Consider the following 25,432-nt stretch of genomic DNA (forward strand, 5'->3'; position numbering starts at 1 on the left):
GGGTGGGTTGGGGGAAGAGAGAAGCCTAGGCGATCGGCTGCTCGAACACGTGCCGTCGCACCCAGGCGTGCATCGCGATGGCGGCCGCCGCTCCGGCGTTGATCGAGCGGGTCGAGCCGAACTGCTCGATGTGGAGCGTGGCCTCGCACTCGGCGCGCATGTCCGCGGACAGCCCCGGCCCTTCCTGCCCGAAGACGAGCATCGCGTTCCTCGGCAGGTCGTAGGTCTCGAGCGGGCGACTTCCGGGCAGGTTGTCGATCCCGATGAGGCGTATGCCGTTCGCACCGGCCCACGTGGCCAGGTCACCGGGCGTGGGGTGGTGGTGCTCGTGCTGATAGCGATCAGTGACCATCGCACCGCGACGGTTCCAACGGCGCCGTCCGACGATGTGGAAGGCGGCAGCTCCCATGGCATTGGCGGTGCGCACGACCGAACCGATGTTGAAGTCGTGCTCCCAGTTCTCGATGGCGATGTGGAAGTCGTGGCGACGCGTGTCGAGGTCGGCGACGATCGCGTCGTGCCGCCAGTAGCGATAGGCGTCGACAACATTGCGCCGATCACCCTCACGCAGGAGCTCCGGGTCGAATCGTTCGTCGACGGGCCACTGCCCCTCCCACGGGCCGACGCCGACGGCCTCTCCGGGAATCCGCTCGCGCTCGTCACTCACGCGGCCAACAATGTCAGGTATGCCTGACGAGACGTACGACGACATGTGGGTGGCCCCCGATGAGGACCCCCGCGAGAGCGACAGCCCGCCGATGGACGAGCGCGACAACTACGCGGCATACCTGCGTCACAGGCGACAGACGCTGGAACTGAAGTGCGAAGGGCTGACCCCCGAGCAGATGGCGCAGCGCTCGGTTCCACCGTCCACGATGTCGCTGCTCGGCCTCGTGCGTCACCTCGCCGAGGTCGAACGCGGCTGGTGGCGCCGGACTCTGGCCGGCGAGCAGGCCGAGCGACTCTGGGGGCCGTCACGCGCCGACGCAGACTTCAACAACATCGTGGGCGAGCAGGGCGCCGTCGACGAGGCGTGGTCAGCCTGGCGTGCAGAGGTGACCTACGCCGAGGCATGGCTCGCGGCTCATGACGACATGGGTGAGGTCATCGACGCAGGCCACCACGGCGAGCTCAACGTCCGGGACGTCGTCGTCCACCTCATCGAGGAGTACGCCCAGCACATCGGCCACGCCGACCTCCTGCGCGAGTGCATCGACGGACGCACCGGCCAGTGACCCGTTCAGCGGACGTTCAGAGACACGGCATATCCTTGCGCCCGTGATGATGCCAAGCCTGGGCCCCGACTTCATGGACCCGCAGTGGCTCCTCGACCGTTTCGGCTCCCAGTTCTTCTGGGTCAGCGTCGCGATCGTCTTCGTCGAGTGCGGGCTGCTCTTCCCGATCCTTCCCGGCGACTCGTTGCTCTTTGCGATCGGCCTGTTCATCAGTCGCGGCGACATCGGCATCAACATCGTGCTTGCGTGCTTCATCCTCAGCCTGGCGGCCTTCATCGGCAACGTCGTGGGCTACGAGATCGGCCGGGCCATCGGTTCGCCGCTCTATGAGCGCAACGGCCGGTTCATCAACAAGAAGCACTTCGACCAGACGCACGCGTTCTTCGAGAAGCACGGTGCCAAGGCCCTCGTCCTCGGCCGGTTCGTCCCCATCGTGCGCACCTTCATCACCGTCGTCGCTGGCGTGAGCCGGATGGACCGCCGCCACTTCTTCGTGTGGAGCGGCGTCGGTGCCGTCCTGTGGGCGACCGGGATCACCCTCCTCGGCTACTTCTTGGGCGGCATCGAGTTCATTCACAACAATCTCGAAGCCGCCGTCCTCCTCATCGTCGCGATCTCGGTGCTGCCGATGATCTTCGAGTACCTCCGCCACCGCAGCGCGACGCGCACCGCAATCGAGGAGACCACGGAGGTCGTTGACGACATCCGCGACGACCGTCTCTGAGGCCGAGAATCTGAGGCCTGAGGAACGACCGCTCAGCTCCAGCTGGGCGGCGGGGGCGGTGCACCAGTGCCCTGGGCGCCGTCGACTCCCTCCTTCCGGACCGGCTCGGACGGAGCCAACGGCTCCGGCGCAGCGACCGGTTCGGCAGGAGCGACAGGTGCGGGCGGCGGAGCCCCGGCTCCCGAGCCCTGGCTCGCCTCGTAGGCACTACGAACGGCACCAGGAGGCGGAGGCGGAGTTCCGGGTGCGGCATATGCCGAAGTCAGGGTGAGGTTGAGGCCACCGCTCGACTCAAGACCCTGCAGCTCGCCCATGATCCGTTGGTACTCCTCCGCCGAACCGGGCCGGCCCTGCGCATTGAGGTAGGTCAGCGCGCCGAGGTCACGCAACAGCCGGTCTGCAGGCGCACTGCCGCTGGACCCGCCCCCGAGGTTGCCGCTCATCAAGTTGGGATTGGCGGTCTGGAAGTCGGCCGCAGCCTTCTTGGCGTCCGTCGCTGCCTGCTTGGCTGCGGCGGTCGCCTTGTCGAGGAACCCCATGTCTGCCTCCTGCAAATTTGCGGATGTGAGTCTGCCGAAACGATATCCCCGCGATCCAGCGGTGTCCTAGATTTGCCTTCGGGAGTTCCGAGGCGAGGGCCTGGGGATGCCATCGAAGCAAGGGGTGTGAAGCGATGATTCACGGCTCGCTGTTCCAGGATTTCAGGGAGAAGGAGACGGCCGATCCGTTCGCCCTGCAGAACAAGAAGTTGCTCCGTGTCGACATGCGTTATGGCGAGGTCATGGCGCGGGCTGGCTCGATGGTCGCCTACCAGGGTGACGTGCGCTTCGCCAAGAAGGGCCAGGGCATGGGGAAGTTCCTCAAGTCGGCTGTCACCGGCGAGGGCCTGACGATGATGACCTGCTCGGGGCAGGGCGAGCTGTTCCTCGCCGAGTCCGCCGCCGACATCCAGCTCATGTATCTCGACAACGACGCCATCTCGGTCAACGGCAACAATGTGCTCGCGTTCAGCAGCTCGATCAACTGGGACATCCACCGCATCCAGGCCCGCGGCGCAGCCATGACGGGCGGGCTCTACAACGTCTCGCTGCAGGGGACCGGATATGTCGCGGTCACCACCTCGGGCGACCCCATCGCTCTCGACGTCGCCAGCTCCCCCACCTTCGGCGATGCCCAGGCCGTCGTCCTGTGGACCGCCGGGGTCCGGATGGATGTCCGCGTGGACACCGGCGGCATCGGCTCGCTCGTGCGCGGTGGGAGCGGTGAAATGTTGCAGATGGCCTTCACTGGTCAGGGCCACGTGCTAGTCCAGCCCAGCGAATCGGTCGTCAACGGCAGCCATCAGCAGGCAGGCGGCGGGGGCAACAGTGGCCAGGGTGGCCTCCTCGGCCAAGTGCTGGGCTAGCCAGAGGCGCGGGTCGGCTTCAGTTGCGCGGCAGGGAGATCAAACCGACCCTGTATGCCGCCGTGACCGCGGCCGTGCGGTCCGTCACCTCGAGCTTCGTGAAGATCCGCAACAGGTGGGTCTTGACGGTCGCCTCACCGATGAAGAGCTCCCGGCCCACCTCACCGTTCGACAGGCCTCGGGCCACGGCGCGCAGGACGTCGAGTTCGCGCGGGGTGAGCTCGACTCGGGCCGGAACGCGCAGTCGCTCGGCGAGCCGGGCCGCCACCGGGGGCGCCAGCACCGTTTCACCCAGTGCCGCTCGTCGGATCGCGTCGGCGAGGACGGTCGGCGCCGTGTCCTTGAGCAGGTAGCCCCTTGCGCCTGACTCGACCGCACGCACGATGTCCGCGTCGGTGTCATAGGTCGTGAGGACGAGCACCTCGGGTGGGTTGGGTTGGGCACGCAGACGAGCGGTGGCCTCGGCGCCGTCCATCACCGGCATACGCAGATCCATGAGGACCACATCGGGAGCGAGCTTCGGAGAGAGGGCGAGTGCCTCGGCACCGTTGGCCGCCTCCCCGACGACGTCGAGGTCCTCGATCTCACTGAGCAACGCAACCATGCCGGCCCGCACGACGGGGTGGTCGTCGACGATGAGGATGCGGATCATCGGGGCAGCTCCATGACGAGTCGGGTTCCATGGGTTTCGCCGCGATCGATGGTGACGGCTCCGCCCAGTTCTGCTGCGCGAGAGCGCAATCCGTCGAGGCCGAAGCCGCGGGCGGTCGTGGCATCGAAGCCCGAGCCGTCGTCGGTGACCTCGAGTGCGACCCGCTCCGGTTCATAGGTGAGTGTCAGGGCCGCGGCCTTGGCTCCGGAGTGACGGCGGACGTTGGACAACGCCTCCTGGGCGCCACGCAGGACGACGACTTCGGCATTGCCACCGAGTGGTGCAGGTTCTCCGGTGACCGACGACGACACCTGTATGCCGGTCTCTCGCGTCATCGTGTCGGCGAGCCTCGCGAGCGCCTCGACGAGGGTGCGGGACTGAAGGTGTCCGGGCGTGAGCTCGGCGACGATGACGCGGGCCTCGGCAAGGTTGTCGACGGCGGTGCTCTCGATCATCGCGAGGCGCTCGCGTGCTGTCACGATGTCCTCACGGTCCAGCGCCGAGGTGGCCGCGCGGGACAGCGCGATGACCGAGGTAAAACCCTGTGCAAGGGTGTCGTGGATCTCGCGGGAGAGGCGACCTCGCTCGTCCTGAACGCCCTGCGCGCGTTCGACGGCGGCGAGCTGGGCCCGCGTCGACCGGAGCTGGTCGATGACCGTGGCCCGCTGCTCCGCCTCGCCGATGATCTTGTGGATGAACAGGCCCAGAGCGGCAGACAGCACGAAGGAGATCACGACGGAGATGAGCGCCCCCGGCACTTGAGCCGCCGGGTCGTCGGCGGGGAGCACCACAGCGACAAAGAGCCCGACGAGCGCCAAGCCGGTGGCGACGAGGGCTGGTCGCACCTCGAAGGTCGCCCAGACCTGGGGGAAGAGGCAGAAGAAGAGCAACCACGCCTCGAACCCCGGGTCGATGACGATGATGGTGAGCAGGCAGGCCCAGGCGAAGACCTGGTAGAGCACGGCATACCTGATCTCCTCGCGCTGGACCGCTCGGTATCCAAAGGCCGCGTAGGCGATCCCGATCCCGAGCAGCAGGAGCAAAGTGGGCACGTGACCGCGCGGTCCCGGCGGTTGGAGCAGCGCGACCACCCCTGCCGTCACGATGATGGCGAAGCACCCGCCGTGCCACCACTTTGCCTGCCCACGCCAGACGGCCGCGAGCTCGTCGCTCGACAACTGCGCTGGAGGAGTGGTTGACGCGGTCACGGGGCCATCATGTCGTGCCGCGCTTGAACCAGCGGAAGGTGAGGACGCAGAGGATGAGACCGGCGACGGCCCACACGACGAGGACGAGCGCGGTGCGACCGTGCTCCCAGGCGCCACCCATCTCCATGGAGGCCATGACGTCGGGGAAGAACACCGAACGCATGCCCTGCGCGATCCACTTGAGCGGGAAGATCGAGGCCACCTGTTGCAGCCACGAGGGGATGTCGGTGAAGGCGAAGTAGACGCCCGAGATGAACTGCAGGAGAAGCATCGGCGCGACGACCACCGCACCGACCGTCCTGGCCGAGGCGAGCGAGCTGTACGCCGTGCCGAGAACGGTACCGGCGAACGCGCCGAGTCCGAAGACCCACGCGAAGGTGATCCATCGGCCAGCCGTGTCGGGCAGGTCGACACCGAACGCGAACCTGGCCACCACGAGCAGCACGACCTGCTGCGCGAGGGCGGTGACGACCACCAGTCCGACCTTGCCGAGGAAGTAGGACACTGGGGGCATGGGGGTACTGCGCAGCCGTTTGAGGGTGCCGTCGTCACGCTCGGCCGCCACTGACATCGCCATCGTCTGGAAGGACGTGAGCAGGACTCCGGCGGAGATCATGCCGGGGAGGAAGTACTCGGCGGCACTCATCTGCGCGCCGCCAGCCTCCATGCTGTCGCCGAAGATCACCGAGAAGAGCGCGAGCATGAGGATGGGGAAGAGGAAGGAGAAGAAGACGGCTTCCTTCTCGCGCGAATACATCTTGAGCTCGATCACGGTCCGGTCGAGCCCTAGTGCGACGGCGTTCATGCCATGACCCCTTCTGTCGTGGCGGCCCGATCGGCCGTGCCCGTGCCGGTGACGTGCGGTGAGATGAGTGAGAGGTAGGTGTCCTCGAGCGAGGGCCTGCTGACGACGAGGTCGGGGACCTCACCCCCGAGCCGCTCCGAGAGTTTCGCAATCTCGTGAGTGGGGGTGGCACAGCGAAGGGTGCGGCGTTGGCCGGCCTCGGTCCACGAGACCGTGGCCTCCTCGGAAGCGCGGCCCCCGAGGTTGGCCGGGGTGTCGAGGGCGAGCAGCCTGCCAGCGGCGATGACACCGACGCGGTCGGCGAGCTGTTCGGCCTCGTCGAGGTAGTGCGTCGTGAGCAGGATGGTCGTGCCCTCGGACGCAAGGTTGCGGATGAGTCCCCAGAAGTCGCGGCGCGCCTGCGGGTCGAAGCCGGTGGTCGGCTCGTCGAGGAAGAGCAGCTCTGGGCGTCCGACGATGCCGAGCGCCACATCCAGGCGTCGGCGCTGCCCGCCCGAGAGCCCGGCGATGCGCACGTCTGCCTTCTCTTCGAGCCCGACGGCGGCAATGACCTCGTCGACCCCGCGGGGCGTGGCATAGGTGCGAGCCGTCGAACCGAGGATCTCGCGCGGAGTGAGCAGGTCGAGTCCGGACGAGTTCTGGAGGACGATGCCAATCTGGTTGCGCCACAGCCGGTTTGCCTTGTACGGGTCCTCACCGAGGACACGCACCTCGCCCGCGTCAGGCGTGCGGAAGCCTTCGAGGATCTCAACCGTCGTCGTCTTGCCTGCGCCATTGGGGCCGAGGAGCGAGAAGACCTCACCCGCCTCGATGTCGAGGTCGAGGCCGTCGACCGCCCGCTTGTCGCCGTATTGCTTGACGAGTCCTCTGATCCTGATCGCTGTCATGTGTCCAGCGTGCTCCGTCCACCTACCCCGCGGAACCGACCGGCGGGTGGACCCGCCATCCACCGACCGGTGGACACTGTGCCCATGGCGCGCAACATCGAATCGGGTGATCCAGTCCTTCGGGACACCGGCGTGGTGCTTGCTGTCGGCGGCATCGTCCTGTTGGTGCTGATCTTCACCGGCCTGTGGAGCACGAGGACATGGTGGTCCTCGGCCATGGACCTCTCGGGGAACTCGGCCACGAAGACCGTCCTGATCCTCGTCCTCGCCCCGCTCGTCGCATCAGGGACATTGATGATGGCGCTTCGGGGTGAGGAAGCGTGGACCTCGAGGCGGAAGTGGAGGACTGCGCTCTACGTCGGCCTGACGGTATTGGCGTTCGCGGGTTGCGTCGTGCTGCCGGGAACTGCTGCGGGAAGGACTCTCATCCAGACCTATGCGGAGGACATCTGACCCTCACCGGCGGCTTGTCAACCCCGTGCGTGACGGCACCGTGCTTGCCCGCACTCGGAGTGCGGCGGTTGCTGCGATGAGGAGCCCGACAACACCACAGACGACGTATGCCGTCCGCGTACCGAGCTGGGTGCCGAGGACTCCGCCGATGGCGAGGGCCCCGATCGTCGCCGTCCGGGACAGGCCGCTCACGAGCGCAACGACCTTCCCGCGATCGCCCTCGGCGATCTCACGCAGGAGGAGGGTGAAGATCAAGGCATTGACGATGCCCAGGGCGAGACCGATGACGAAGGCTGACACGGCATACGCCCAGAGAGTTGGCGCCAACCCCTGACCGATCTGGAGGATCGGCACGAAAGTGATCCCGATGAGGAGCCCCAGGATGCGGCGATCACGGGTGCGCACCGCGCCGGCTGCGAAGGCGCCGACCACGGCACCCACGCCACCGCACGCCTCGGCAAGTCCGAACTGGGTTGGGGTGGCACCGAGTTCGCCTCGGACGAGGAACACCTCGACGGCGCTGACTGCCTCGACCGTGAGGATGATCGGCACGACCCCGAAGACCAGCGCGGACATCACTGGGTTCGCACGCAAGGCGATGAGCCCGTCCCGCGGGAGGAACGACGACGACGACCGGTGCCCTGACGCCGGACGGGTGACCCGGAGCGCGAAGGACGCCGCAAGCACCGCGACAAAGCTCGCCGCATTGATGCCGAGGACCAGGGTGCTCCCCCAGTGCTCGACGAGCAGCCCAGCCATGGCTGCGCCCAGAGGCGAGGCGATCGCCCGCATCCCCTGCGCGAGAGAGACATAGGTGCCGGCGAGGTCCTCTCCGACGACCAGAGGCATCACCGCGGTCCAGACCGGGGTGGCGAAGGAGAACCCGGTCTGCAGCACGAGCACTGACAGGCAGGTCCAGACGAAGGATGGAGCGGCGACGAGACCGACGGCCCCGATGGCCTGCACCAGGGTCGCGGCGATGAGGACGCGACGTGGGTCGTGTGCGTCTGCGACCGAACCTGCGATGCCCATGGTCAGGACGAGCGGGACCGCGAAGCAGACGAGCAGAGCGGCGACGGCTCCCGGTCCGCCGCCCTCGTCGTGGATGCGCAACAGCAGGGCCACCATGGCCAGGACGTCGCCCACCATCGAGACCAAGGACGCCGCGAGGATGAGGCGCGCCTGACGCACAGCCAACACACCGGCATACTCGTGAAGTAGTTGCTTCATAACTGTGAAGGTAATGCTTCACGCTTTGGCACGTCAACACTAGAGTGGGAGCCATGGCCAAGAAGCGACCCGACGAGCTGCGGATCACTGACCCGCGGGCGCTGCGTGCGCTCGCCCACCCGGCCCGTCAGCGGCTCATCACAGAGCTTTTCTCGGGCGAGGTGCTCACCGCGACCGAAGCGGCGGCGCTCGTCGACCTCACCCCGTCGGCGACGAGCTATCACCTGCGCGCACTCGAGAAGTGGGGCGTCGTCGAGCGCGACTCCTCGACGAGCGATGCGCGTGAGCGGCCATGGCGGTCGACGGCGACGACGATCTCGATCCTCCCCGAGGCGCACCGGGCGGCGGGCCGCGACCTCAGTCGAAGCTCGCTCGCGAAGTGGTTCGTCGGGCTCGACGCCGGCCTGGACCGGCTGGCGGCGTCACTGGAGACTGGTGACGAGACGGGCATGACCTCGCGGGGACGGCTCTGGGTCACCGACGCCGAGCTCGAGGAGCTCAAGAAGCAGCTCGACGAGGTGTTCCGCGCACACCGCGGTCGCACTCGCCGCGACCACCCCGCTGACGCAAAACCGTGGGACGTCTATGCGCTGATCCTTCCCGCAGAGAAATAGGCGGAACCAAACGTCGCGCGGAGAGGTCGAAGTGTCATGAGGGCTTTCGCGTGGCGCACCTGGGCCGCGGTCGGCCTGGTCTCGGCTGTCCTGCTCGGTGGGGCGTATGCCGTGTGGTCAACTCGCGATGATGCGACCGTGAACGATGCGGGCTGGCTCGACTCCCTCGAAGGCGTGCAGGGCGAATGGGTGTCGAACGTCGGTTTCTCCTACGACGGGACGGAGCCCTGGTCAGCGCCGGTGCGGCTCACCATCTCGGGTGACGAGCTGGGCCTGTATGCCGGCTGCAACCACCTCAGTGCCACGGTCACCCTCAGAGATCATCGCCTTTCGGCGGGCGACGGCATCGTGTCGACAGAGATCGGCTGCCCCGCCGAACTGGCCGCTCGGGACGCGTGGCTGGCCGCACTCGTGGACGACCGGGCCACCGTGCAACTCAAGGGGTCGACCGACGGGCCGATGCTCGCCTTCGACACCGACGCGGGGTGGATCGGCTTCATCCGCTAGCGGCCCGACGATCACCGATGAAATTCATCAGTGTCAGAGGGATCTGATGGACTCCTTGGGAGGGCGGCCGCGGTGAGGTGCGACGGCTCATGCAGTGGTGCGTGCTTGCAATGCGATGCGAGCAGTTCGGTTGTGCTGCAACTGAATTCGCGTGTGGATAACCCTTTGAGTGTCACCGAACAGGTGTACGATGAGAGGTATGACGGAGACGCCAACACTTGCAGGGCCTGAGGTTCAGGTCCGCTCCGTCGTGTCCTCTCTTTCGGATGTCAATCCTGAGGGTTTGACCGAGGCTCAGCGGGTCGCTGCGGTGTCTGCACTGGAGGCGTTGAAGGGTGCGGCGGCTGCTGCGCAGGCCCGGTTGACGGCTGCTGCGGTGGTGGATCGGGAGGCGCTCGGTGAGGACTCGCGCAGTGTGCGCGCCGACCTTGCGTTGGCTCGTCGGTGCTCCCCGGCGTTGGCGGATCAGCATGTCGGGGTGGCCAAGGCCCTCGTGGGCGAGATGCCCTTGACGATGGGCGCACTGGAGCGCGGCGAGATCAGCGAACGGCGGGCGATGATCGTGGTTCGGGAGACGGCGTGCCTGAGCGTTGAGCACCGGGCCGAGGTCGACCGCCGGCTGGCACCGACGATTGCCAATCTTGGGGACAAGGCGTTGGCTGGGGCGGCGCGGCGTGCCGGTGCGGCTTTGGATGCGGAGTCGTTGGCTGAACGGAATCGGCGTGCGGTGGCCAGTCGGCGGGTGAGTGTGCGGGCGGCTGCGGACGGCATGGCGTGGCTGTCGATCCTGGGTCCGATGAAAGAGATCATCGGTGCGCACGTCGCGCTGCTGGGTGAGGAAGGTCGACGCAACGTCATCGACCCCGACCTGCCCGCCGATGAATGGGAAGCTGCGGCAGCAGCTGCCCGTGCCGACACGCGAGGCAAGGGTGCATGGCTGGCCGACCGCGCCCTCGAGCTTTTGTCCGGGCGTGCGAAGGGTCAGCCGCAACAGGTTGAGGTCAGCCTCGTCATGACTGACCAGGTCCTGCTCCCCGCGGCCTTCGGTGGCAACGCCCCGGGTGATGATGTCGCCGTCATCCCCGGATGGGGTCCCATCCCCGGCGCCGAAGCCCGAGCCCACATCGCTGCCCTCCTCGACCACTCCGACACCGAACTGACGAACGGCGCCAACGGTGTGAACCGCGGTGGCGACAGTGGCGATGCTGGCGCATTCGGGTGGTTACGACGCTTGTTCACCGACCCCACCGGACGCGACCTTGTCGCCCTGGACTCGAAGCGTCGCCTGTTCCACGGTGGGCTGCGCCGCTTCCTTGAGCTGCGCGACCCCACCTGCCGCGTCCCATGGTGCGACGCCCCAGCGATCCAGGCCGACCACGTTCACGCCGTCCACGACGGCGGTGCCACGACCGGCGCCAACGCCGGCGGACTCTGCAAACGCCACAACTTGGTCAAGGAAGAGCCCGGGTGGCACATGAACGTCGAATCCACCGGGCTCGACGGAACCGGAACCCATCGCATACGCATCCAGACCCCAACCGGTCGGATCCACGACGCCACCGCACCACCAATCCTGGGCGAAGGCTGGTCGCCTCCGACAATCATCGGAGACGAATTCGAACCACCGCAGGACCCGTTCCCCGAGGGCTACCTCCCCGACGAGCTGCCACCCATCGAGTTGCTCCGCGCCCCCGACGAACCCATGCTCGACCCACCCGACGACTGGTTCGTGCAGGACGACGCGATGTGGGTCGCCTGAGCGCCGATCAGGCGAAGATGGACTCTTGGCGGAGGACGATGCGGGTCCACGACCCGAGGTAGAGCACGGCACCCGAGGAGAGGGTCAGCCCGGCCTCGATGGGGTCGTCGGGGATGTCGCCGATGGCCGCGCTGACATAGGTGCCGTTGGCCGAGCCGAGGTCCTCGACAACCCAACCCAGGTTGTGGCGGGTGAGCTGTGCGTGGCGGCGGCTCACCCCGGCGTCGAGGTCACAGTCGATGTGGGGCGCGACCGCCTTGACCTCACTGTGCCGGCCGATGAGGACCCGGCTCCCGCGCAAGGGGATCACCGTCGGCGGCCCCGGATCGGGGAGACGGTCAGGACTGCTCTGACACTCGTACCACTGCGGATCCACCCACACCTCAGCCAACCATGGCGCTGCGACGCCCTTGCGAACTCCCCCCAGAACTGACACGTCAGCGTCAGACGCGAGGTGCGGGGGGTGCCGGCGGAACGTCTCCGGGTGTGGTCGGGGCGATCGGCTGGGTGGGGTCGACCGGGGTCGTCGGGTCAACCGGTTCGGCGGGCGCTGCAGGGGTGGTCGACGCGGAAGGCGACGGGGCGGCATACGCGCTGGGCGGCGGGATCGTCGCCTCGCGCTGACCGAAGTCGACCTTGGGGGCCTCACGCTGCTCGCCGACGGCCTCGAAGTATTCGGCCGTCTTGATGCCGAAGATACCAGCAACGAAGTTGGTGGGGACCGTCTCGACCTTGGTGTTGAGGTCGCGCACGGTCGCGTTGTAGTAGCGGCGCGACGAGGCGATGCGGTCCTCGGTGCTCGTGAGCTCCTGCTGCAGGGCCATGAAGTTCTGGTTGGCCTTGAGGTCCGGGTAGGCCTCGGCAATGGCCAGGAGGCGTCCCAACGCCTGGCTGAGCATGTTCTCGCTCTCGGCCTGCTGGCCCGGCGACTGATTCGGCGCCATGGCGGCCGAGCGGGCCTTGATGACGTCCTCGAGGGTGCCGCGCTCGTGTGCCGCGTAGCCCTTGACCGTCTCCACCAGGTTGCCGATGAGGTCGTGCCGTCGGGTGAGCTCGACATCGATCTGGCGCCAGGCCTCCTCCACGAGGTTGCGCAGCTTGATGAGGCCGTTGTACATCGCGACGACGATGCCGACGAGCACCAGAAGGACGACGACAATGACAATGGTGGTGATCATGGGAACTCCCCTGTTGGTGACGTCTCGTTCGCGATCCTAGAGCCTGTGTGCCGTGTGGCCGGGGAAGCGTGAAGGGTCAGGCGCAGCGTCAGGCGAGGCCGAGGTCGGTCAGTCCGAAGGCGTGGCGGTACTCAAGGCCGGCGTCGGCGAACACCTTGTCCGCACCGGTGGCACGGTCGGCGATGGTGGCGACGCCGACGACGATCGCTCCGGCCTCCTGCGCGGCCTTCGCGGCATCGAGCGGCGAGGCACCGGTGGTGGACGTGTCCTCGACGATGAGCACGCGACGGCCCTCGATCGACGGGCCCTCGATGCGCTGCTGCAGCCCGTGCGCCTTGCCAGCCTTGCGGACGACGAACGCATCCAGACGCTCGCCAGCCGCGGCTGCGGCGTGGAGCATCGACGTGGCCACGGGGTCGGCGCCGAGGGTCAGTCCACCCACGGCGTCGAAGTCGAGATCGGCGGCGAGGTCACGCATGACACGGCCCACGAGCGGGCTGCCCTCACCGTCGAGCGTGATCCGGCGCAGGTCGACGTAGTAGTCGGCTTCCTTGCCGGAGGAGAGGGTGACGCGGCCGTGGACGATGGCCTTGTCCTTGATGATCTCGAGCAGGCGGGCGCGGTCGGCAGCAATGTCAGTCACGCCCCGAATCTACCCGGGGTCCATAGGCTGGCGGCATGCCCGTCGTCGACATCGCAGACAAGCTCGCACTCTTCTCCGACCACTGGTCACCCAAGGTCGTGGCGCGACTCAACGACTACGAGATCAAGCTGGTGAAGCTCAAGGGTGAGTTCGTCTGGCACACGCACGACGACACCGATGAGCTCTTCCTCGTCATCGCCGGCCACCTCACCATTCAGTTGCGAGATGGGGACGTCACCCTCGGGCCCGGTCAGTTGTATGTCGTGCCGCGATGTGTCGAGCACTGCCCCGTCACCGATGGTGACGTGAGCGCCATGCTCATCGAGCCCGCGGGCGTGGCCAACACCGGTAGCGCGGGCGGGGAGCGCACTGCGACGCAGGACACCACGCTGCTCGACTAGAGGCTGGCTCGCGCGAGGGCGGTGATGGCCGACCAGTCCGCTGCGCGGACGAGGGCGGGTGGAGTGAGCCACGAACCACCCACACACGGCACGTTCTCGATCGAGAGGTATGCCGGTGCGCTGGCTTGCGTGATCCCTCCCGTCGGGCAGACACGGACATCGCGAACCGGTGCCAGCAGGGCCTTAAGAAACGCAGGTCCACCCAGCGGCTCCGCCGGGAAGACCTTGACCTCGGTGAACCCGGCGTCCCTGAGCTCGAGGACTTCGCTCACGGAGCCCGCACCCGGCAGCACGGGGACATCGACCTCAGCGAGCGCGGCCCGCAGGGCCCGAGACGTCCCGGGCGTCACCACGAACTGGGCTCCGGCGGCGAGTGACGAGTCGAGCCCCGCCTGATCGAGGACGCTGCCGGCGCCGACGAGCATCTCGGGCACCTGGTCACGGATGGCCCGGATCGCGTCGGCCGCGCCTTCTGTCCGCAGCGTCACCTCGATGATCGAGATGCCGCCGACGATCAGCGCTCGAGCAATCTCCACGCCGGTCGCCCCGGGATCGACGTCGGGTGGCAGCTGCACCACCGGGATCACCGGCGAGACGTCCAGCGGCGACCCGCTCATCCGGCGACCACTTCGATATCGGGGCTTCCGAGGATCGTCGAGATCGCGGCGGCGGTGGCCGCGACCATCGACCCGAGCTGCTCGACCTCGGCCCCGGTGACGTCGAACGCCAACGACGACACCGACACGCCCCCAATCGGTTCGCCACGATGGTTGACCACGGCCGCACCGACGCACCGGGTGTGCGGCTCGTTCTCCTCGTCGTCCACGGCATACGCCCGCTTGCGCACCATGGCGAGGTGACGCAGCAGTGCGCTCACATCGGTCATCGTTCGTGTGGTGACGGCTGGAAGGCCTGTTCGCACTGCGAGCTGACGCACGTCGGCATCAGCCATCTGCGCGAGCACGGCCTTGCCAATTGCGGTGCAGTGCAACGGAAGCGTCATCCCGATGCGGGACTTCATCGAATACGCGCGGGTCCCCTCGTGCTTGTCGAGATAGACGAGCTGGTCCGCGTCGAGGACCGCGAAGTGCACCGTGCGACCACTTGCCTCGCAGAGCTGCCGCAGTTGCGGTCGCGCGAGGCGGGCGAGGTCGTCGGTGCCGGTCGACCGTGATGGCAACGAGAGGAGGCGCGCGCCCATCGCGTAGGTGCGCCCCTCCTCCTCACGCGCCCACCCCACCGCCACGAGTTCCTGCAGGATCCGGTGCACGGTCGAGACAGGCAGGCTCGTGTGGCGCGCGATGTCGCTGAGGCGGCGCTCGTGTGCCAACGCCTCCACCACGGCAATGGCCTTCTGCAACGCGGACAGCTGCGTCATCGCGCCATCCATCCGCCGTCGACCGTCAGGACGTGACCATGAACGTAGGCCGCAGCAGGGCTGGCGAGATAGACGACGGCGGGCGCGATGTCGCCGGGAGTCGCCCACCGTCCCGCCGGGATGCGCGCCGAGATCGACTCGAAGCGCTCCTCGTCGGCCCTCAGTGCTTCGGTGTTGTTGGTCTCGACGTAGCCCGGGGCAACCGCATTGACGCGCACACCCGAGGCGGCCCATTCGTTCGCGAACGCCTTGGTGAGACCAGCGACGGCATGCTTCGTCGCGGCATACCCCGGGACGTTGACCCCACCCTGGAAGGTGAGGAGCGACGCGATCGTGACCACGGCGCCATCGCCACGCGACACCATCGCGGCACCGAGGGTCTGGGTGAGGATCCACACCGAGTCAAGGTTGACGACGCGCACGAAATCCCAGTCCTCGAGTGACATCTGTGCGGCAGGTGTCCGCCGGATCGTGCCGGCGTTGTTGACGAGGATGTCGATCTGGTGCTCAGCGGCCACGCGGGTGGCCAGGGCCTGCACGGCGTCGCGATCAGCGAAGTCGGCAGCAACGCCAAAAGCCCTGCGCCCCAACGCTTCCACCTCTGCCGCGACCTCATCACAGTCGCCCTCGGATCTCCCCCACAGCACGACGTCCGCGCCCGCAGAGGCCAGGGCGAGGGCGCAGGCCCGACCGATGCCGGTGCGGGCACCCGTGACGAGAGCCGTCTTCCCGGCGAGCCCGAAATGCTGCTGAAGCCAGCTCGAGCCGGCTGCCTCGGAAATCATCGCAGGTCCGTCATCGCCACCGGGTCCATGTCGTCGTAGGCGAGGTTCTCACCGGCGGTCGACCAGACGAACTTGTACGACGAGGTTCCCGCGCCGAAGTGGACCGACCACGGCGGCGAGATGATCGCCTGTCGGTCCGCAACGACCATGCTCTTGGTCTGCCCAGGCTGACCGGCGATGTGGATGACCCGCTCACCCTCGGGGAGCCCGAAGTAGAGGTAGCACTCGGTCCGTCGGTCGTGGGTGTGGCAGGGCATGGTGTTCCAGACGTTGCCCGGCTCGATCGTCGTGATGCCGAGAGCGAGCTCGCACGACGCGACGCCCTGGTCGTGGACGTACTTGCGCAGGGTGCGCCGGCTGGCCTTCTCTTCGTCGCCGATCTCGACCGCCTGCGAGTCGGCCTTGCGGATGAGGGTCGAGGGGTGTGCGAGGTGCGCCGGGGCACTCACGAGATAGAACGCCGCGTCGCCGGAAAGCGTGACCTGCCCACTGCCAGAACCGATGTAGACGATGTCCTCGGCCTCCACGGCATACGTCTCACCACCATCGACGGCCACCGAACCTGAGCCGTCGAGACACACGACGCCGAGCTCCCGGCGGTCGGTGAGCGTCCCCTTGGAACGGATCTCGTGCGGAGCCTCGAGGACGAGTGAGCCGCTGCCCGGGAGCGCACCGCCGAGGAGGATTCGGTCGCTCTGGCTGAGCATCCAGCGGACCTCGCCATCGACGAACAGCCCCTCCACGAGGAAGCGCTCACGCATCTCGTCGGGGGTGAGTCGGACGAATTCCGCCGGGTGGGTGGCGATGCGGACGTCGGTCATGAGCGCTCCTGTTTTCGTGGATTCTTCCCGTCCAGCGGAAATGACTTCCCTTGACGCTGAATATGGAACCACTATGCACCAACGGCAACGTCGCCGCCAGAGCCCTCCGGCGGACGGCCCGCGCACAGCACAGGAGACACCCGATGCGTTCGACCCTCATCACCGGCCTGGCGGCAGTGAGCATCGCCGCCCTCGCGGCCTGCGCCCCCGGCAGCACTGAATCCGACTCCCCCGGCGCGGCAGGCCCCACTGCCTCCGGCTCAGTCGACCTCAGCACGTTCAAGGGCAAGACGATCACCTACCTCTACTTCACCGACGGTCCCGACGAAGCCGCGACCCGAGGTCTGCTCAAGGAATTCGAGACCAAGTCCGGCGGCAAGGTGGACCTGCAGATCGTCCCGTTTGCCGACCTCCAGCAGTCGCTGCAGGCACGCCTCTCAGGCGGCAACGCCCCTGACGTCGCACGCCTAGCCGACCTCGCGCCCTTCCGCGGCGACCTCATGGACCTCTCCGGAGTCGTCGGCAAGGACTACGCCAACGAGTTCCTTGCCGGCCCTGCGGCGGCGGTCAAGGACGGCGACAAGATCGTCGCGGTCCCCAACGACCTCACGATGAACGGTCCGTTCGTCAACGTCGACCTCTTCAAGAAGGCCGGTGTCCCCATCCCCACTAAGTGGAACTGGGACGAGATGGTCGCGGCGGCCAAGAAGGTCCAGACCGCCAACAAGACCGAGGCCGGCATCGCGATCGACAAGTCCGGACACCGCCTCTCGACGATCCTCAGCCAGTACGGCACGACGATGGTCGGCAAGGACATGACCAACACCCTCGACGAGGCCAAGGCGACCAAGGCGATCGACAGCCTGCTCACCCTCATCAAGGACGGCACGATCCCCAAGGACTTCTGGATCGAGTCCGGCAGCAAGTACAAGGGCGCCAACGAGATCTTCCTCGCGCAGCAGGCCCCGATCTACATCTCCGGCAACTGGCAGGTCGCCCAGTTCGACAAAACGGCGAAGTTCGGCTGGCAGGCCGTACCCAACGCCTGTTCCGAGCGTTGCGGCGGCTTCCCCGGCGGCAAGTACACCGTCGGTCTGAGCCAGTCCAAGGAGCCGCAGATGGCGGCCGCGCTCGTCCAGTTCCTCAACTCCAAGGAGTCGCAGGCCACGATGGACGCCGAGTCGATGTGGCTGCCGACCCGCAACGACCTCATCGAGTCCAAGGGCGTGACCTACCCGACGCGTCAGGCCGACATGGAGGTGTTCGCGGCAGACGTCGCCGAGACCCCCGCGGACACGTTCGACGCCGTGGCCTCGCCGGCCTTCGGCCCCTCCGCGACGGTGCTCGTCGAGGAGTTCGCCAAGGCCGTGGCCGGGCAGCAGGACGCTGCCACGACCGCCAAGAACCTGAAGGCGGGGATCGACAAGGTCATCGCCGAGAGCAAGTGAGCACGGCCACCGCGGAGGGTGGGGCGTCACCCGGCCCCACCCGCATGCGGTCCAGGTCTCGCTGGGCGCCCTATCTCTTCGTCGCCCCCAACATGATCGTCTTCGCGATCTTCACAATCTATCCGGCGATCAACGGCTTCAACATCTCCTTCTTCGACAGCCGCAACGGTCGGACGTTCGAGCCCGTCGGCACCGGGAACTACAAGCAGATCCTCGGTGACGCCGAGTTCTGGGGAGTGGTCCGCCACACCGCGATCTTCGTCATCGCCTTCGTCGTGGTGACGATGGTGCTGTCGACCGCTCTGGCTCTCATGCTCAACGCCCAGCAACGCGGTCGCGGAGTCCTGCGGGCGGCATACTTCCTGCCTGTCCTGCTCTCCCCCGTCGTCGTCGGCCTCATCTGGGGCTGGGCGCTCGAGCGCAGGGTCGGGCTCGTCAACACCATCACTGACGCGATCGGTCTCGGCCAGCCAGGCTGGCTCATCGACCCCACCCTCGCCATGACGTGCACCGTGCTTGTCGGGGTCTGGACCCACCTCGGCTTCTATGCGCTGATCCTGCTGTCCGGACTGCAGGGCATCGACGGCAACGTCTATGAAGCAGCGACGCTCGACGGGGCCGGCACCGGGCAGACGATCCGCCTCATCACCCTGCCGCTGCTGCGACCCACGATGCTCGTCGTCCTCATCCTGTCGACGATCGCCGGGTTCCAGGCCTTCGACTTCATCTACACGCTCACCGGTGGTGGGCCCACGGGGTCAACGACCCTCATCGTCCAATACATCTACGAACAGGCCTTCGAGTCGCCGATCCGCTACGGACTGGCGAGTGCTGCCGGCGTCATCCTCTTCATCACGATCTTCGGGATCACGCTGCTCAACTACCTGCTCGGCCGACGTCAGGAGGCGGTGTGAGCACCGCGACCGAGACCGCATCCACGACGCCGACCCCTGTCCGCACAGGAGTCCGCAGCGCACCCAGCACGGGCACGATCATCCGCACGACCCTGCTCATCACGGGCGCGATCATCATGCTCATCCCGGTGGCCTGGGCCGTGTTGTCGTCCTTCAAGGACACCTCCGAGCTGGCGCAGCGTCCGCCGACGATCATCCCCAGGGACCCGACGTTCGCGAACTACACCGAGGCACTCACGAGCTTCAACTTCCTCACGTACTTCAAGAACAGCGTCATCGTCACCGTCGCTGCGACTGCCCTCACCCTGTTCATCAACTCGATGGCGGCGTTTGCACTCTCCAAGTACAACTTCCGAGGACGCAACGCGCTCTTCCTCCTCACCCTCGCCACGATCATGATCCCGTTGCAGGTCATCCTGCTGCCGGTCTACCAGGTCGTCGCGAACCTCGGTCTCGTCAACAGCCTCTGGGGTCTCATCATCCCGCCGGCCGCGACGCCGACCGGTGTGTTCCTCCTGCGGCAATACATGCTGACGATCCCCGACGACCTCATCGAGGCGGCCCGGATCGACGGCGCCTCGGAGTGGCGGATCTTCTGGCGGATCATGATGCCGCTGTGTCGTCCGGCCCTTGCGGTCGTCGCGATCTTCTCGATCATCTGGCGCTGGAACGACTTCCTCTGGCCGCTGATCATCGCCCAGGACGAGAGCGTCTACACGCTGCCCGTCGCCCTGGCCCGCTTCAACGGTCAGCAGGTCGTGCCGTTCAACCTCGTGCTCGCCATGTCGGTGCTGACGATCCTTCCCGTCGTCATCATCTTCCTCGTGCTCCAGCGCCACATCCTCACCGGAATCGCCCAGACGGGACTCAAGTGACTCGCACCATCCACCGCCTCGGACCCGATGGCGTGATCCTCGACTGGCTCGTCGGACCCGTGTGGGAGGCGCCGTGCACGAGCCTCGATGACGTCGTGTCGCCCGACGGTTCGCCGTGGGACGAGGACGGCCGACCCGGTCGGTGGAGACTCACGAACGGCCCGGACGTCGCTGTCGTCAAGGACGCCCTGTATGCCGTCCGCTCCCCTGCCGTGCCGCCGTCACCTCCGACCCTGGACGGGGCCGAAGGGGTTGGCTTCACGTGGCCCTCACCGTTCGTGCCCGGCGAGGAACTGGCTGGGACCTGGGAACGACACCGGACGGCATACGACGGAGTCATCGAGCGGAGCACATTCCGCTACACCCCGACCGAGCGCGCGTTCGTGGCGGCGACCCGGCTCGAGGTCGACCAGCCCGAGGTGCGTCGCCTGATCGTGCAGAGCACCGGCCCGCTGCGGGTGTGGCTGCGCGGTGAGCTCGTGCTCGACCACACGGAATTCGGCTACATGCAGCCGTGGACTCAGGTCGTCGAGACCCTCCTGCCCTCGGGGACGAGCGACCTCGTGATTGCGTCCTGGAACGTGGCCCTGCGCGAAGTGCGTCAGACCGTCTCGGTCCGGGTCGATGGGCTGCCCCTGCGCGTCGTCATCCCTTCCGACGGCGCGGACGAGCACCGCGACAGCGTCGGAGAGGGACTCCTCGATGCCGTGACGGTGCGGCAGTGGGAGACGACCGATGGCGTCGCAACGCTGCACGGGCCGCCCGGACTTCGCGTGCGGGTCGACGTCGGCGAGCACACGGTCCCGGCGATCACCTTCGACGACAACGGTGCTGCCGACGTCCCGCTCGTCGCCGCCGACGCCGACAGCTCGCAGGCCTCGATGCTCGGCACGGGCGAGGTCACGCTCACTGTGCGGATCGACGACGACGTATGCCGTTCGCGACGAGACCTGCTCGTCGGTCACCTTCCGTGGCAGCAGCGACACGAACCCGAGGGGTCGCCCGGGGTCTGGCGCACGGAGCTGCTCGAGCACGTGCGCGGACGCAGCGGCTCGGCTCGAGCCCTCGCCCGCCACACACTCGCGCCCGACGACGGTGCTGTTGCCGTCCTCCCCGAGGACCTGGTCGCCGCGCTCGGCTTCATCACGAGCCGGTCGGACTGTGCTGACTTCGAAGCTGTGGGACTCATGCTCCTGTGGCACCGGGTGCCCGAAGCGCAGTGGGATCCGTCAGCGCGCGCCTCGGTTCGCGAGGCCCTGCTCGACTTCAAGTACTGGATCGACCAACCCGGCAATGACGCCATGTGCTATTTCACCGAGAACCACCAGATGGTGTGGCACACCGCCGAAACCCTTGTGGGAGAGGCGTTCTCGGAAGAGAAGTTCAGCAACACCGGCTGGACCGGCGCCGAGCACGCCGACCACGGTCGCGAGCGGGCTCGGGCCTGGATCGACCGCAAGCTCACCTCCGGGTTCAGCGAGTTCGACTCCAACGCCTACCTGGCCATCGATGCGCTCGCCCTCGTCGCGCTCGTCGACCATGCCGCCGACGAGGACCTGCGACGTCGCGCCGAAGCCCTCCTCGACAAGATCCTGCTCACCCTGGCCAGCAACTCGTGGCGAGGGAACCACGGGTCGGCCCACGGCCGCAGCTACACCCCCACCCTCCGGGCCTCCTGTCTCGAGGAGACCGCGTCGATCATGTGGCTCTTCTGGGGAATGGGCGCCCTCAACGAGGCGACGCTGCCGGCCACCGCCCTGGCGACGAGCACGGCATACGTTCTCCCCGAGGCGATCCGGGCGATCGCTTCCGAACCCGAAAACGAGTGGACCGGCACCCAGCACTACCGCGGCGAATATGCGATGGAGCGCGACCTGCTCACGCGCAGCTATGCCTCGACGGTCGTTGTCCGTCGCGGTCCAGGCGGGATGGTGTCGTCGGTGCAGGACTACCGCGTGGGTCTGCCCGGTCTGCAGGAGCACATCTGGGGCATCACCCTCCCCGGCTCGCTGCAGGTGTGGGCGACGAACCCTGCTGCGGCAAACCACGGCTCGCACACCCGGCCGAGCGGCTGGGTCGGGCACCGGGTCCTCCCTCGCGTCCGTCAGCACGATCGCACCGTCATCGCGCTGCACCGTGGGGACGAGCTCGCAGAGCGGGTGCATCTGTGGTTCCCCGCAGCCCGCTTCGACGAGTGGCAGGAGCAGGGCGACTGGCTCGTCGGACGCAAGGCCGACGGGCTCGTCGCGGTCGCTTCACCCGGCGGGTTCGCCCCGACGACGTCGGGTGACGAGGCGTGGCAGCGCTGGGTCCCCCGCGAGGCTCCGCTGCTCGTCGCGGTGCACGCCCACACGGGCAAGTTCGCCGGACTCAACGAGTTCGTCTCGTCGCTGCCCGACCTCACCTGGCGGATCGAGGACAGTGGCGTGCTGGTGCAACCCAGCAGCTCGCCCACGCTCGAGCTCGCCTGGACCGGTCCGTTCCTCGTCGACGACCGGCCTGTCGACGTGGAGGCCGGGCTCCCCGTCGTTGCGCCCCACATCGCGAACCCGGCCACGACAGTGGCGGCCGCGACCGACCGCGTGCGCGTCGTCTGGGGTGACGAGCGGCTCGAGATCGACCCCGTTGCCGGACGACGCCTGACTCCTGCGAGCGGCATTGACGGTGGATCACATGGCGGCTGACGACACGGACAACGCCCGCCTGGCGGCCCCGCCCCGACCGGCATGGGCGGTCGAGGCGACGACTCCCCTCAATCTCCACCGGGTGGCGCACGAGGTCGCGGCAGCCACGTGGCGACTCGGGCTGCGCCGATGGTTCTGGGGGGAGGGTGTCTGCCTCCTTGGGCTCGTCCGCGCTGCCGAGGCCTTCCACGATCCCGTGCCCCCGGCGGTGCTCGACTGGTATGACACCCACCTCGCCGACCCTTCGGCCGACCCCACCGCACTCCTCGACCACGTCAACGAGGTTGCCCCCGGCGCAGCGGCAGTCCACCTGATCACGCACGCCGAACGGACGGCATACCTGCCCGCCCTGGATCGCCTCGAGAAGTGGACCCGTCGGCCCGAGGTGACCCGCGACGCCACCGGCGCGATCGAGCACTGGCCGGGTGGGGTGTGGGCCGACACGATGGTCATGGTCGGAGCGTTCCTCCTGCGTCTCGGCGAGCAGCGCCGCGACGGTGACCTCGTCGCCGAGGGCGTGGCACAGGTGCTCGCCCACGCCGAGGTGCTGCAGGCCGACAACGGCCTCTTTGTCCACGGATCACACCACGGTCAGGCCATCCCCTGCCACTGGGGACGGGCCAACGCGTGGGCTGCCCTGGCCCTGGTGGAGGCTCTCGAGGTCGACCGTGACCTCGTCGACCCCGACTCGCGCGATGAGCTCAGGCGTCGACTGGACGAACAGCTGTCGGCGTTGGCCCGCGTCCAGCCTGAGCACGGGATCTGGGACGTCCTCGTGGACGGACACCCCGAGACCGCGGGGATCATCGAGTCCTCGGCCGCAGCGGGGATCGCGGCCGCGATGCTCCGCTCGGTTCCGCTGCTTGGCACCGACCGCTATGCCGCGCCGGGTTGGCTCGCGCTGCGCGGCGTCGTCGGACAGGTCGACGACGGGGTGCTCACCAGGGTCAGCGCCGGGACCGTTCTCCAGCTGATTCCCTTTGGCTACAGCGTGATTCGCGACGACCGACCCCAGCCCTGGGGCCAAGGGCTCCTCCTGCTCGCCCTCGCCGCAGCGGGCGACGCGCTGGCCCGTGGAGAGTCCGTGCGATGACTCCTCCGACGATCCTGTGCTGTGGTGAGCCGCTCGTCGTGCTGACGCCACACTGTGGCGAGGACCTTGTCACGGCTCATGAGCTGTCGATCGGGGTGGCTGGCGCCGAGCTCAACGTCGCGCTCCACCTCGCCCGGCTCGGTCTGGATGTGCGCTTCGCCGGTGCGCTGGGGGCGGATCCGTTCGGCGAGCGCATCCGCAGCGCCTTCGTCGCCGAGGGGGTCGATGACCGTGCACTGCACGCAGTGGAGGATCGGCCCACTGGCGTCTACTTCAAGCAAACTGCTGGCGAGGCTGGCGACGGCAGCAGCGTGCACTACTACCGCGACGGTTCGGCCGCTGCCGGCGCCTGGCCGCTCACGACCGAGGACCTTGCCTCGGTCGGGCACGTCCATGTCACCGGCGTGGCGGCAGCAGTGTCGGATGACTTCCTCGCGCGGCTTGAGTCGCTGACCTCTCCTGAGCGGACCTGGACGGTCTCGTTCGATGTCAACCATCGCCCTGCCCTTTGGCCGTCCGGTTCGGCGGGCGAGGTTCTGCTCAGGATCGCGCGCCGCTGCGACATCGTGCTGGTCGGGCTGGACGAGGCCACAGAGGTGTGGGGAGCGCAGACGCCTGACGCGATCCGCAAGCTCCTGCCCGACGTTGGCGAGATCGTCGTCAAGGACGGTGCCCACCCGGCGTCGGTCTGGGTTGACGGGGCGTGGTCGACGAGCGAGCCCGTGCCGGTGATCGTCGTGGAACTGGTCGGCGCCGGCGATGCCTTCGCCGCGGCATACCTCGCCTCACGACTGTTGGGGCACGGTCCGGGAGCGTCGATGCAGGCCGGCCACGTCCTCGCCGCGCACGTCATCTCGGAGACGGGTGACCAGGGTTCGGCGGACGCCGAGGCCTACGCCCAGATCCGAGAGATCCTTGGCTGAGCCGACTTCGTCAGGCCGGGCTGGGGCGGTGGGCTCCGCGCGACTGCCGACGGACGAGCGGGCGCGGGAGGATCCGCAGGGCCGTGACGATCGCCTTGTACCGGCGGCCCGGCACGGACACGACCTTGCCCTTGCCGACGTCGGCGAGGGCATCGCGGACGAGTCGCGGCGCGTCGAGCCACATGAACTCGGGCATCTTGGACATGTCGACGTCGGCGCGCTGGTGGAACTCCGTGTGGGTGAAGCCGGGGCAGAGCGCCGTCACCGTCACTCCGCTCCCGGCGAGCTCTGCCGCCAGCCCCTCGCTGAAGACGGTCACGAACGACTTGTTGGCGCTGTAGGGGCCGGCCGCCATGAACGACGCCACGGACGACACGTTGACGATCGCGCCGCGATCCCGCACCCGCATGGCCTTCCCCGCGGCGTGGGAGAGCACGAGCACCGCCCGAGTGAGGACATCGAACACGGCCTCTTCGGCGGCGACGTCGTTGTCGAGAAACCGCTTCTTGAGGGAGTAGCCGGCGTTGTTGACGAGGATGTCCACGGGCCTGTCAGTGGACGCGACCCGGTCGGCCACCTTCCCCAGTTGGTCCCGGGCGCTGAGGTCGGCGCCGAGCACCTCCACGTCCACGCCGTGAGCAGTTCTCAACTCCTCGGCCAAGGCCTCGAGACGCGCCACGTCGCGGGCGACGAGGACGAGGTCGTCGCCACGGGCGGCGAGCTGAAGGGCGAATTCGCGGCCGATGCCGGCGGTGGCGCCGGTGACAAGTGCGGTGGTCATGTCACAGACCTTAAGCACTGCGCCTACCC

At 67.8% G+C, this 25,432-nt stretch carries 29 protein-coding genes; 14 read left to right on the forward strand and 15 right to left on the reverse strand.

The window, feature by feature from the left end:
* Nucleotides 1-25: 25 nt before the first annotated feature.
* Nucleotides 26-667, reverse strand: coding sequence for a TrmH family RNA methyltransferase (locus V6K52_RS17650; RefSeq protein ID WP_353951423.1), 642 nt, complete (start codon nucleotides 665-667; stop codon nucleotides 26-28).
* Between the two features lie 19 nt (nucleotides 668-686).
* On the opposite strand from V6K52_RS17650, the gene V6K52_RS17655 reads away from it, so the two are divergent.
* Together V6K52_RS17655 and V6K52_RS17660 are read left to right on the forward strand one after the other, a co-directional pair.
* On the forward strand, nucleotides 687-1,235 hold the full coding sequence (locus V6K52_RS17655; protein WP_353951424.1) for a DinB family protein: 549 nt from the start codon (nucleotides 687-689) through the stop codon (nucleotides 1,233-1,235).
* 46 nt (nucleotides 1,236-1,281) lie between these two features.
* Nucleotides 1,282-1,959, forward strand: coding sequence for a VTT domain-containing protein (locus V6K52_RS17660; RefSeq protein ID WP_353953802.1), 678 nt, complete (start codon nucleotides 1,282-1,284; stop codon nucleotides 1,957-1,959).
* Nucleotides 1,960-1,991: 32 nt separating this feature from the next.
* Here the strand turns inward: V6K52_RS17660 and V6K52_RS17665 are convergent, their stop codons facing one another.
* Complete coding sequence (locus tag V6K52_RS17665) at nucleotides 1,992-2,498, reverse strand: hypothetical protein (RefSeq protein WP_353951425.1); 507 nt, start codon at nucleotides 2,496-2,498, stop codon at nucleotides 1,992-1,994.
* A 134-nt stretch (nucleotides 2,499-2,632) separates the two neighbouring features.
* On the opposite strand from V6K52_RS17665, the gene V6K52_RS17670 reads away from it, so the two are divergent.
* The gene (locus tag V6K52_RS17670; protein WP_353951426.1) at nucleotides 2,633-3,364 is read left to right on the forward strand and encodes an AIM24 family protein; all 732 of its coding nucleotides are present in this window, start codon (nucleotides 2,633-2,635) and stop codon (nucleotides 3,362-3,364) included.
* A gap of 19 nt (nucleotides 3,365-3,383) precedes the next feature.
* On the opposite strand, the gene V6K52_RS17675 is transcribed toward V6K52_RS17670, so the two are convergent.
* The 4 genes from V6K52_RS17675 to V6K52_RS17690 are packed head-to-tail and all read right to left on the reverse strand — an operon-like array spanning nucleotide 3,384 to nucleotide 6,916.
* On the reverse strand, nucleotides 3,384-4,016 hold the full coding sequence (locus V6K52_RS17675; RefSeq protein WP_353951427.1) for a response regulator transcription factor: 633 nt from the start codon (nucleotides 4,014-4,016) through the stop codon (nucleotides 3,384-3,386).
* Nucleotides 4,013-5,224 (reverse strand): sensor histidine kinase, encoded by a 1,212-nt coding sequence (locus tag V6K52_RS17680; RefSeq protein ID WP_353951428.1) that lies wholly within the window; start codon nucleotides 5,222-5,224, stop codon nucleotides 4,013-4,015. Before V6K52_RS17680 ends, V6K52_RS17675 begins: the two co-directional genes overlap by 4 nt.
* 7 nt (nucleotides 5,225-5,231) lie before the next feature.
* Nucleotides 5,232-6,029 carry an ABC transporter permease gene (locus V6K52_RS17685; RefSeq protein ID WP_353951429.1) on the reverse strand — a complete coding sequence of 266 codons (798 nt, stop codon included), beginning with the start codon at nucleotides 6,027-6,029 and terminating at the stop codon, nucleotides 5,232-5,234.
* Nucleotides 6,026-6,916: an ABC transporter ATP-binding protein gene (locus V6K52_RS17690; protein WP_353951430.1), complete on the reverse strand. Its 891-nt coding sequence runs from the start codon at nucleotides 6,914-6,916 to the stop codon at nucleotides 6,026-6,028. The genes V6K52_RS17685 and V6K52_RS17690 overlap by 4 nt, the downstream gene beginning before the upstream one ends.
* Nucleotides 6,917-7,000: 84 nt before the next feature.
* On the opposite strand from V6K52_RS17690, the gene V6K52_RS17695 reads away from it, so the two are divergent.
* Nucleotides 7,001-7,369, forward strand: a complete 369-nt coding sequence (locus tag V6K52_RS17695) for a hypothetical protein (protein ID WP_353951431.1) — start codon at nucleotides 7,001-7,003, stop codon at nucleotides 7,367-7,369.
* Between the two features lie 3 nt (nucleotides 7,370-7,372).
* Here V6K52_RS17695 and V6K52_RS17700 read toward each other — a convergent pair whose 3' ends face one another.
* Complete coding sequence (locus V6K52_RS17700) at nucleotides 7,373-8,599, reverse strand: MFS transporter (protein WP_353951432.1); 1,227 nt, start codon at nucleotides 8,597-8,599, stop codon at nucleotides 7,373-7,375.
* 53 nt (nucleotides 8,600-8,652) lie between these two features.
* Between V6K52_RS17700 and V6K52_RS17705 the strand changes: the two genes are divergently transcribed.
* The 3 genes from V6K52_RS17705 (at nucleotide 8,653) to V6K52_RS17715 (ending at nucleotide 11,479) form a co-directional block, all read left to right on the forward strand.
* Nucleotides 8,653-9,213 (forward strand): helix-turn-helix domain-containing protein, encoded by a 561-nt coding sequence (locus V6K52_RS17705; RefSeq protein WP_353951433.1) that lies wholly within the window; start codon nucleotides 8,653-8,655, stop codon nucleotides 9,211-9,213.
* Nucleotides 9,214-9,249: 36 nt separating this feature from the next.
* The gene (locus V6K52_RS17710; RefSeq protein WP_353951434.1) at nucleotides 9,250-9,720 is read left to right on the forward strand and encodes an META domain-containing protein; all 471 of its coding nucleotides are present in this window, start codon (nucleotides 9,250-9,252) and stop codon (nucleotides 9,718-9,720) included.
* Nucleotides 9,721-9,919: 199 nt separating this feature from the next.
* The gene (locus V6K52_RS17715) at nucleotides 9,920-11,479 is read left to right on the forward strand and encodes a DUF222 domain-containing protein (protein ID WP_353951435.1); all 1,560 of its coding nucleotides are present in this window, start codon (nucleotides 9,920-9,922) and stop codon (nucleotides 11,477-11,479) included.
* Nucleotides 11,480-11,486: 7 nt separating this feature from the next.
* On the opposite strand, the gene V6K52_RS17720 is transcribed toward V6K52_RS17715, so the two are convergent.
* From V6K52_RS17720 to pyrE, 3 genes are all read right to left on the reverse strand, one after another.
* On the reverse strand, nucleotides 11,487-11,780 hold the full coding sequence (locus V6K52_RS17720) for an FHA domain-containing protein (protein ID WP_353951436.1): 294 nt from the start codon (nucleotides 11,778-11,780) through the stop codon (nucleotides 11,487-11,489).
* A 142-nt stretch (nucleotides 11,781-11,922) separates the two neighbouring features.
* Nucleotides 11,923-12,657 (reverse strand): LemA family protein, encoded by a 735-nt coding sequence (locus V6K52_RS17725; RefSeq protein ID WP_353951437.1) that lies wholly within the window; start codon nucleotides 12,655-12,657, stop codon nucleotides 11,923-11,925.
* 88 nt (nucleotides 12,658-12,745) lie between these two features.
* Nucleotides 12,746-13,300, reverse strand: coding sequence for an orotate phosphoribosyltransferase (gene pyrE, locus V6K52_RS17730; protein ID WP_353951438.1), 555 nt, complete (start codon nucleotides 13,298-13,300; stop codon nucleotides 12,746-12,748).
* Nucleotides 13,301-13,335: 35 nt separating this feature from the next.
* Here pyrE and V6K52_RS17735 point away from each other — a divergent pair, with 35 nt between their 5' ends.
* Nucleotides 13,336-13,701 carry a cupin domain-containing protein gene (locus tag V6K52_RS17735; RefSeq protein ID WP_353951439.1) on the forward strand — a complete coding sequence of 122 codons (366 nt, stop codon included), beginning with the start codon at nucleotides 13,336-13,338 and terminating at the stop codon, nucleotides 13,699-13,701.
* Here the strand turns inward: V6K52_RS17735 and eda are convergent.
* Genes eda through kduI form a run of 4 tightly spaced genes read right to left on the reverse strand, consistent with a single transcriptional unit; the run spans nucleotide 13,698 to nucleotide 16,685 of the window.
* On the reverse strand, nucleotides 13,698-14,318 hold the full coding sequence (gene eda, locus V6K52_RS17740) for a bifunctional 4-hydroxy-2-oxoglutarate aldolase/2-dehydro-3-deoxy-phosphogluconate aldolase (RefSeq protein ID WP_353951440.1): 621 nt from the start codon (nucleotides 14,316-14,318) through the stop codon (nucleotides 13,698-13,700). The genes V6K52_RS17735 and eda overlap by 4 nt on opposite strands.
* A complete protein-coding gene (locus V6K52_RS17745; RefSeq protein ID WP_353951441.1) occupies nucleotides 14,315-15,079 on the reverse strand; it encodes an IclR family transcriptional regulator in 765 nt (254 codons plus the stop codon). Before V6K52_RS17745 ends, eda begins: the two co-directional genes overlap by 4 nt.
* Complete coding sequence (locus V6K52_RS17750) at nucleotides 15,076-15,864, reverse strand: SDR family oxidoreductase (protein WP_353951442.1); 789 nt, start codon at nucleotides 15,862-15,864, stop codon at nucleotides 15,076-15,078. Before V6K52_RS17750 ends, V6K52_RS17745 begins: the two co-directional genes overlap by 4 nt.
* A complete protein-coding gene (kduI, locus tag V6K52_RS17755) occupies nucleotides 15,861-16,685 on the reverse strand; it encodes a 5-dehydro-4-deoxy-D-glucuronate isomerase (protein WP_353951443.1) in 825 nt (274 codons plus the stop codon). The genes V6K52_RS17750 and kduI overlap by 4 nt, the downstream gene beginning before the upstream one ends.
* A 143-nt stretch (nucleotides 16,686-16,828) precedes the next feature.
* Here kduI and V6K52_RS17760 point away from each other — a divergent pair, with 143 nt between their 5' ends.
* Genes V6K52_RS17760 through V6K52_RS17785 form a run of 6 tightly spaced genes read left to right on the forward strand, consistent with a single transcriptional unit; the run spans nucleotide 16,829 to nucleotide 24,622 of the window.
* Nucleotides 16,829-18,133, forward strand: coding sequence for an extracellular solute-binding protein (locus V6K52_RS17760; protein WP_353951444.1), 1,305 nt, complete (start codon nucleotides 16,829-16,831; stop codon nucleotides 18,131-18,133).
* Nucleotides 18,130-19,047: a sugar ABC transporter permease gene (locus V6K52_RS17765; RefSeq protein WP_353951445.1), complete on the forward strand. Its 918-nt coding sequence runs from the start codon at nucleotides 18,130-18,132 to the stop codon at nucleotides 19,045-19,047. The genes V6K52_RS17760 and V6K52_RS17765 overlap by 4 nt, the downstream gene beginning before the upstream one ends.
* Complete coding sequence (locus V6K52_RS17770) at nucleotides 19,044-19,922, forward strand: carbohydrate ABC transporter permease (RefSeq protein ID WP_353951446.1); 879 nt, start codon at nucleotides 19,044-19,046, stop codon at nucleotides 19,920-19,922. The genes V6K52_RS17765 and V6K52_RS17770 overlap by 4 nt, the downstream gene beginning before the upstream one ends.
* Nucleotides 19,919-22,606, forward strand: a complete 2,688-nt coding sequence (locus V6K52_RS17775; RefSeq protein WP_353951447.1) for a hypothetical protein — start codon at nucleotides 19,919-19,921, stop codon at nucleotides 22,604-22,606. Before V6K52_RS17770 ends, V6K52_RS17775 begins: the two co-directional genes overlap by 4 nt.
* The gene (locus V6K52_RS17780; RefSeq protein ID WP_353951448.1) at nucleotides 22,596-23,699 is read left to right on the forward strand and encodes a glycoside hydrolase family 88 protein; all 1,104 of its coding nucleotides are present in this window, start codon (nucleotides 22,596-22,598) and stop codon (nucleotides 23,697-23,699) included. The genes V6K52_RS17775 and V6K52_RS17780 overlap by 11 nt, the downstream gene beginning before the upstream one ends.
* A complete protein-coding gene (locus tag V6K52_RS17785) occupies nucleotides 23,696-24,622 on the forward strand; it encodes a sugar kinase (RefSeq protein ID WP_353951449.1) in 927 nt (308 codons plus the stop codon). Before V6K52_RS17780 ends, V6K52_RS17785 begins: the two co-directional genes overlap by 4 nt.
* 10 nt (nucleotides 24,623-24,632) lie before the next feature.
* On the opposite strand, the gene V6K52_RS17790 is transcribed toward V6K52_RS17785, so the two are convergent.
* Nucleotides 24,633-25,403 carry an SDR family oxidoreductase gene (locus V6K52_RS17790; RefSeq protein WP_353951450.1) on the reverse strand — a complete coding sequence of 257 codons (771 nt, stop codon included), beginning with the start codon at nucleotides 25,401-25,403 and terminating at the stop codon, nucleotides 24,633-24,635.
* Nucleotides 25,404-25,432 lie beyond the last annotated feature (29 nt).

Origin of the sequence: Knoellia sp. S7-12 (genome assembly GCF_040518285.1) — a bacterium.
Taxonomy (GTDB): domain Bacteria; phylum Actinomycetota; class Actinomycetes; order Actinomycetales; family Dermatophilaceae; genus Knoellia.

Coding starts and splice junctions, on each gene's coding strand:
- V6K52_RS17655 (WP_353951424.1), top strand. CDS start 687: ATGCCTGACGAGACGTACGACGACATGTGGGTGGCCCCCGATGAGGAC.
- V6K52_RS17660 (WP_353953802.1), top strand. CDS start 1,282: ATGATGCCAAGCCTGGGCCCCGACTTCATGGACCCGCAGTGGCTCCTC.
- V6K52_RS17665 (WP_353951425.1), bottom strand. CDS start 2,498: ATGGGGTTCCTCGACAAGGCGACCGCCGCAGCCAAGCAGGCAGCGACG.
- V6K52_RS17670 (WP_353951426.1), top strand. CDS start 2,633: ATGATTCACGGCTCGCTGTTCCAGGATTTCAGGGAGAAGGAGACGGCC.
- V6K52_RS17675 (WP_353951427.1), bottom strand. CDS start 4,016: ATGATCCGCATCCTCATCGTCGACGACCACCCCGTCGTGCGGGCCGGC.
- V6K52_RS17685 (WP_353951429.1), bottom strand. CDS start 6,029: ATGAACGCCGTCGCACTAGGGCTCGACCGGACCGTGATCGAGCTCAAG.
- V6K52_RS17690 (WP_353951430.1), bottom strand. CDS start 6,916: ATGACAGCGATCAGGATCAGAGGACTCGTCAAGCAATACGGCGACAAG.
- V6K52_RS17695 (WP_353951431.1), top strand. CDS start 7,001: ATGGCGCGCAACATCGAATCGGGTGATCCAGTCCTTCGGGACACCGGC.
- V6K52_RS17700 (WP_353951432.1), bottom strand. CDS start 8,599: ATGAAGCAACTACTTCACGAGTATGCCGGTGTGTTGGCTGTGCGTCAG.
- V6K52_RS17705 (WP_353951433.1), top strand. CDS start 8,653: ATGGCCAAGAAGCGACCCGACGAGCTGCGGATCACTGACCCGCGGGCG.
- V6K52_RS17710 (WP_353951434.1), top strand. CDS start 9,250: ATGAGGGCTTTCGCGTGGCGCACCTGGGCCGCGGTCGGCCTGGTCTCG.
- V6K52_RS17715 (WP_353951435.1), top strand. CDS start 9,920: ATGACGGAGACGCCAACACTTGCAGGGCCTGAGGTTCAGGTCCGCTCC.
- V6K52_RS17725 (WP_353951437.1), bottom strand. CDS start 12,657: ATGATCACCACCATTGTCATTGTCGTCGTCCTTCTGGTGCTCGTCGGC.
- V6K52_RS17735 (WP_353951439.1), top strand. CDS start 13,336: ATGCCCGTCGTCGACATCGCAGACAAGCTCGCACTCTTCTCCGACCAC.
- eda (WP_353951440.1), bottom strand. CDS start 14,318: ATGAGCGGGTCGCCGCTGGACGTCTCGCCGGTGATCCCGGTGGTGCAG.
- V6K52_RS17745 (WP_353951441.1), bottom strand. CDS start 15,079: ATGACGCAGCTGTCCGCGTTGCAGAAGGCCATTGCCGTGGTGGAGGCG.
- V6K52_RS17750 (WP_353951442.1), bottom strand. CDS start 15,864: ATGATTTCCGAGGCAGCCGGCTCGAGCTGGCTTCAGCAGCATTTCGGG.
- kduI (WP_353951443.1), bottom strand. CDS start 16,685: ATGACCGACGTCCGCATCGCCACCCACCCGGCGGAATTCGTCCGACTC.
- V6K52_RS17760 (WP_353951444.1), top strand. CDS start 16,829: ATGCGTTCGACCCTCATCACCGGCCTGGCGGCAGTGAGCATCGCCGCC.
- V6K52_RS17780 (WP_353951448.1), top strand. CDS start 22,596: ATGGCGGCTGACGACACGGACAACGCCCGCCTGGCGGCCCCGCCCCGA.
- V6K52_RS17785 (WP_353951449.1), top strand. CDS start 23,696: ATGACTCCTCCGACGATCCTGTGCTGTGGTGAGCCGCTCGTCGTGCTG.
- V6K52_RS17790 (WP_353951450.1), bottom strand. CDS start 25,403: ATGACCACCGCACTTGTCACCGGCGCCACCGCCGGCATCGGCCGCGAA.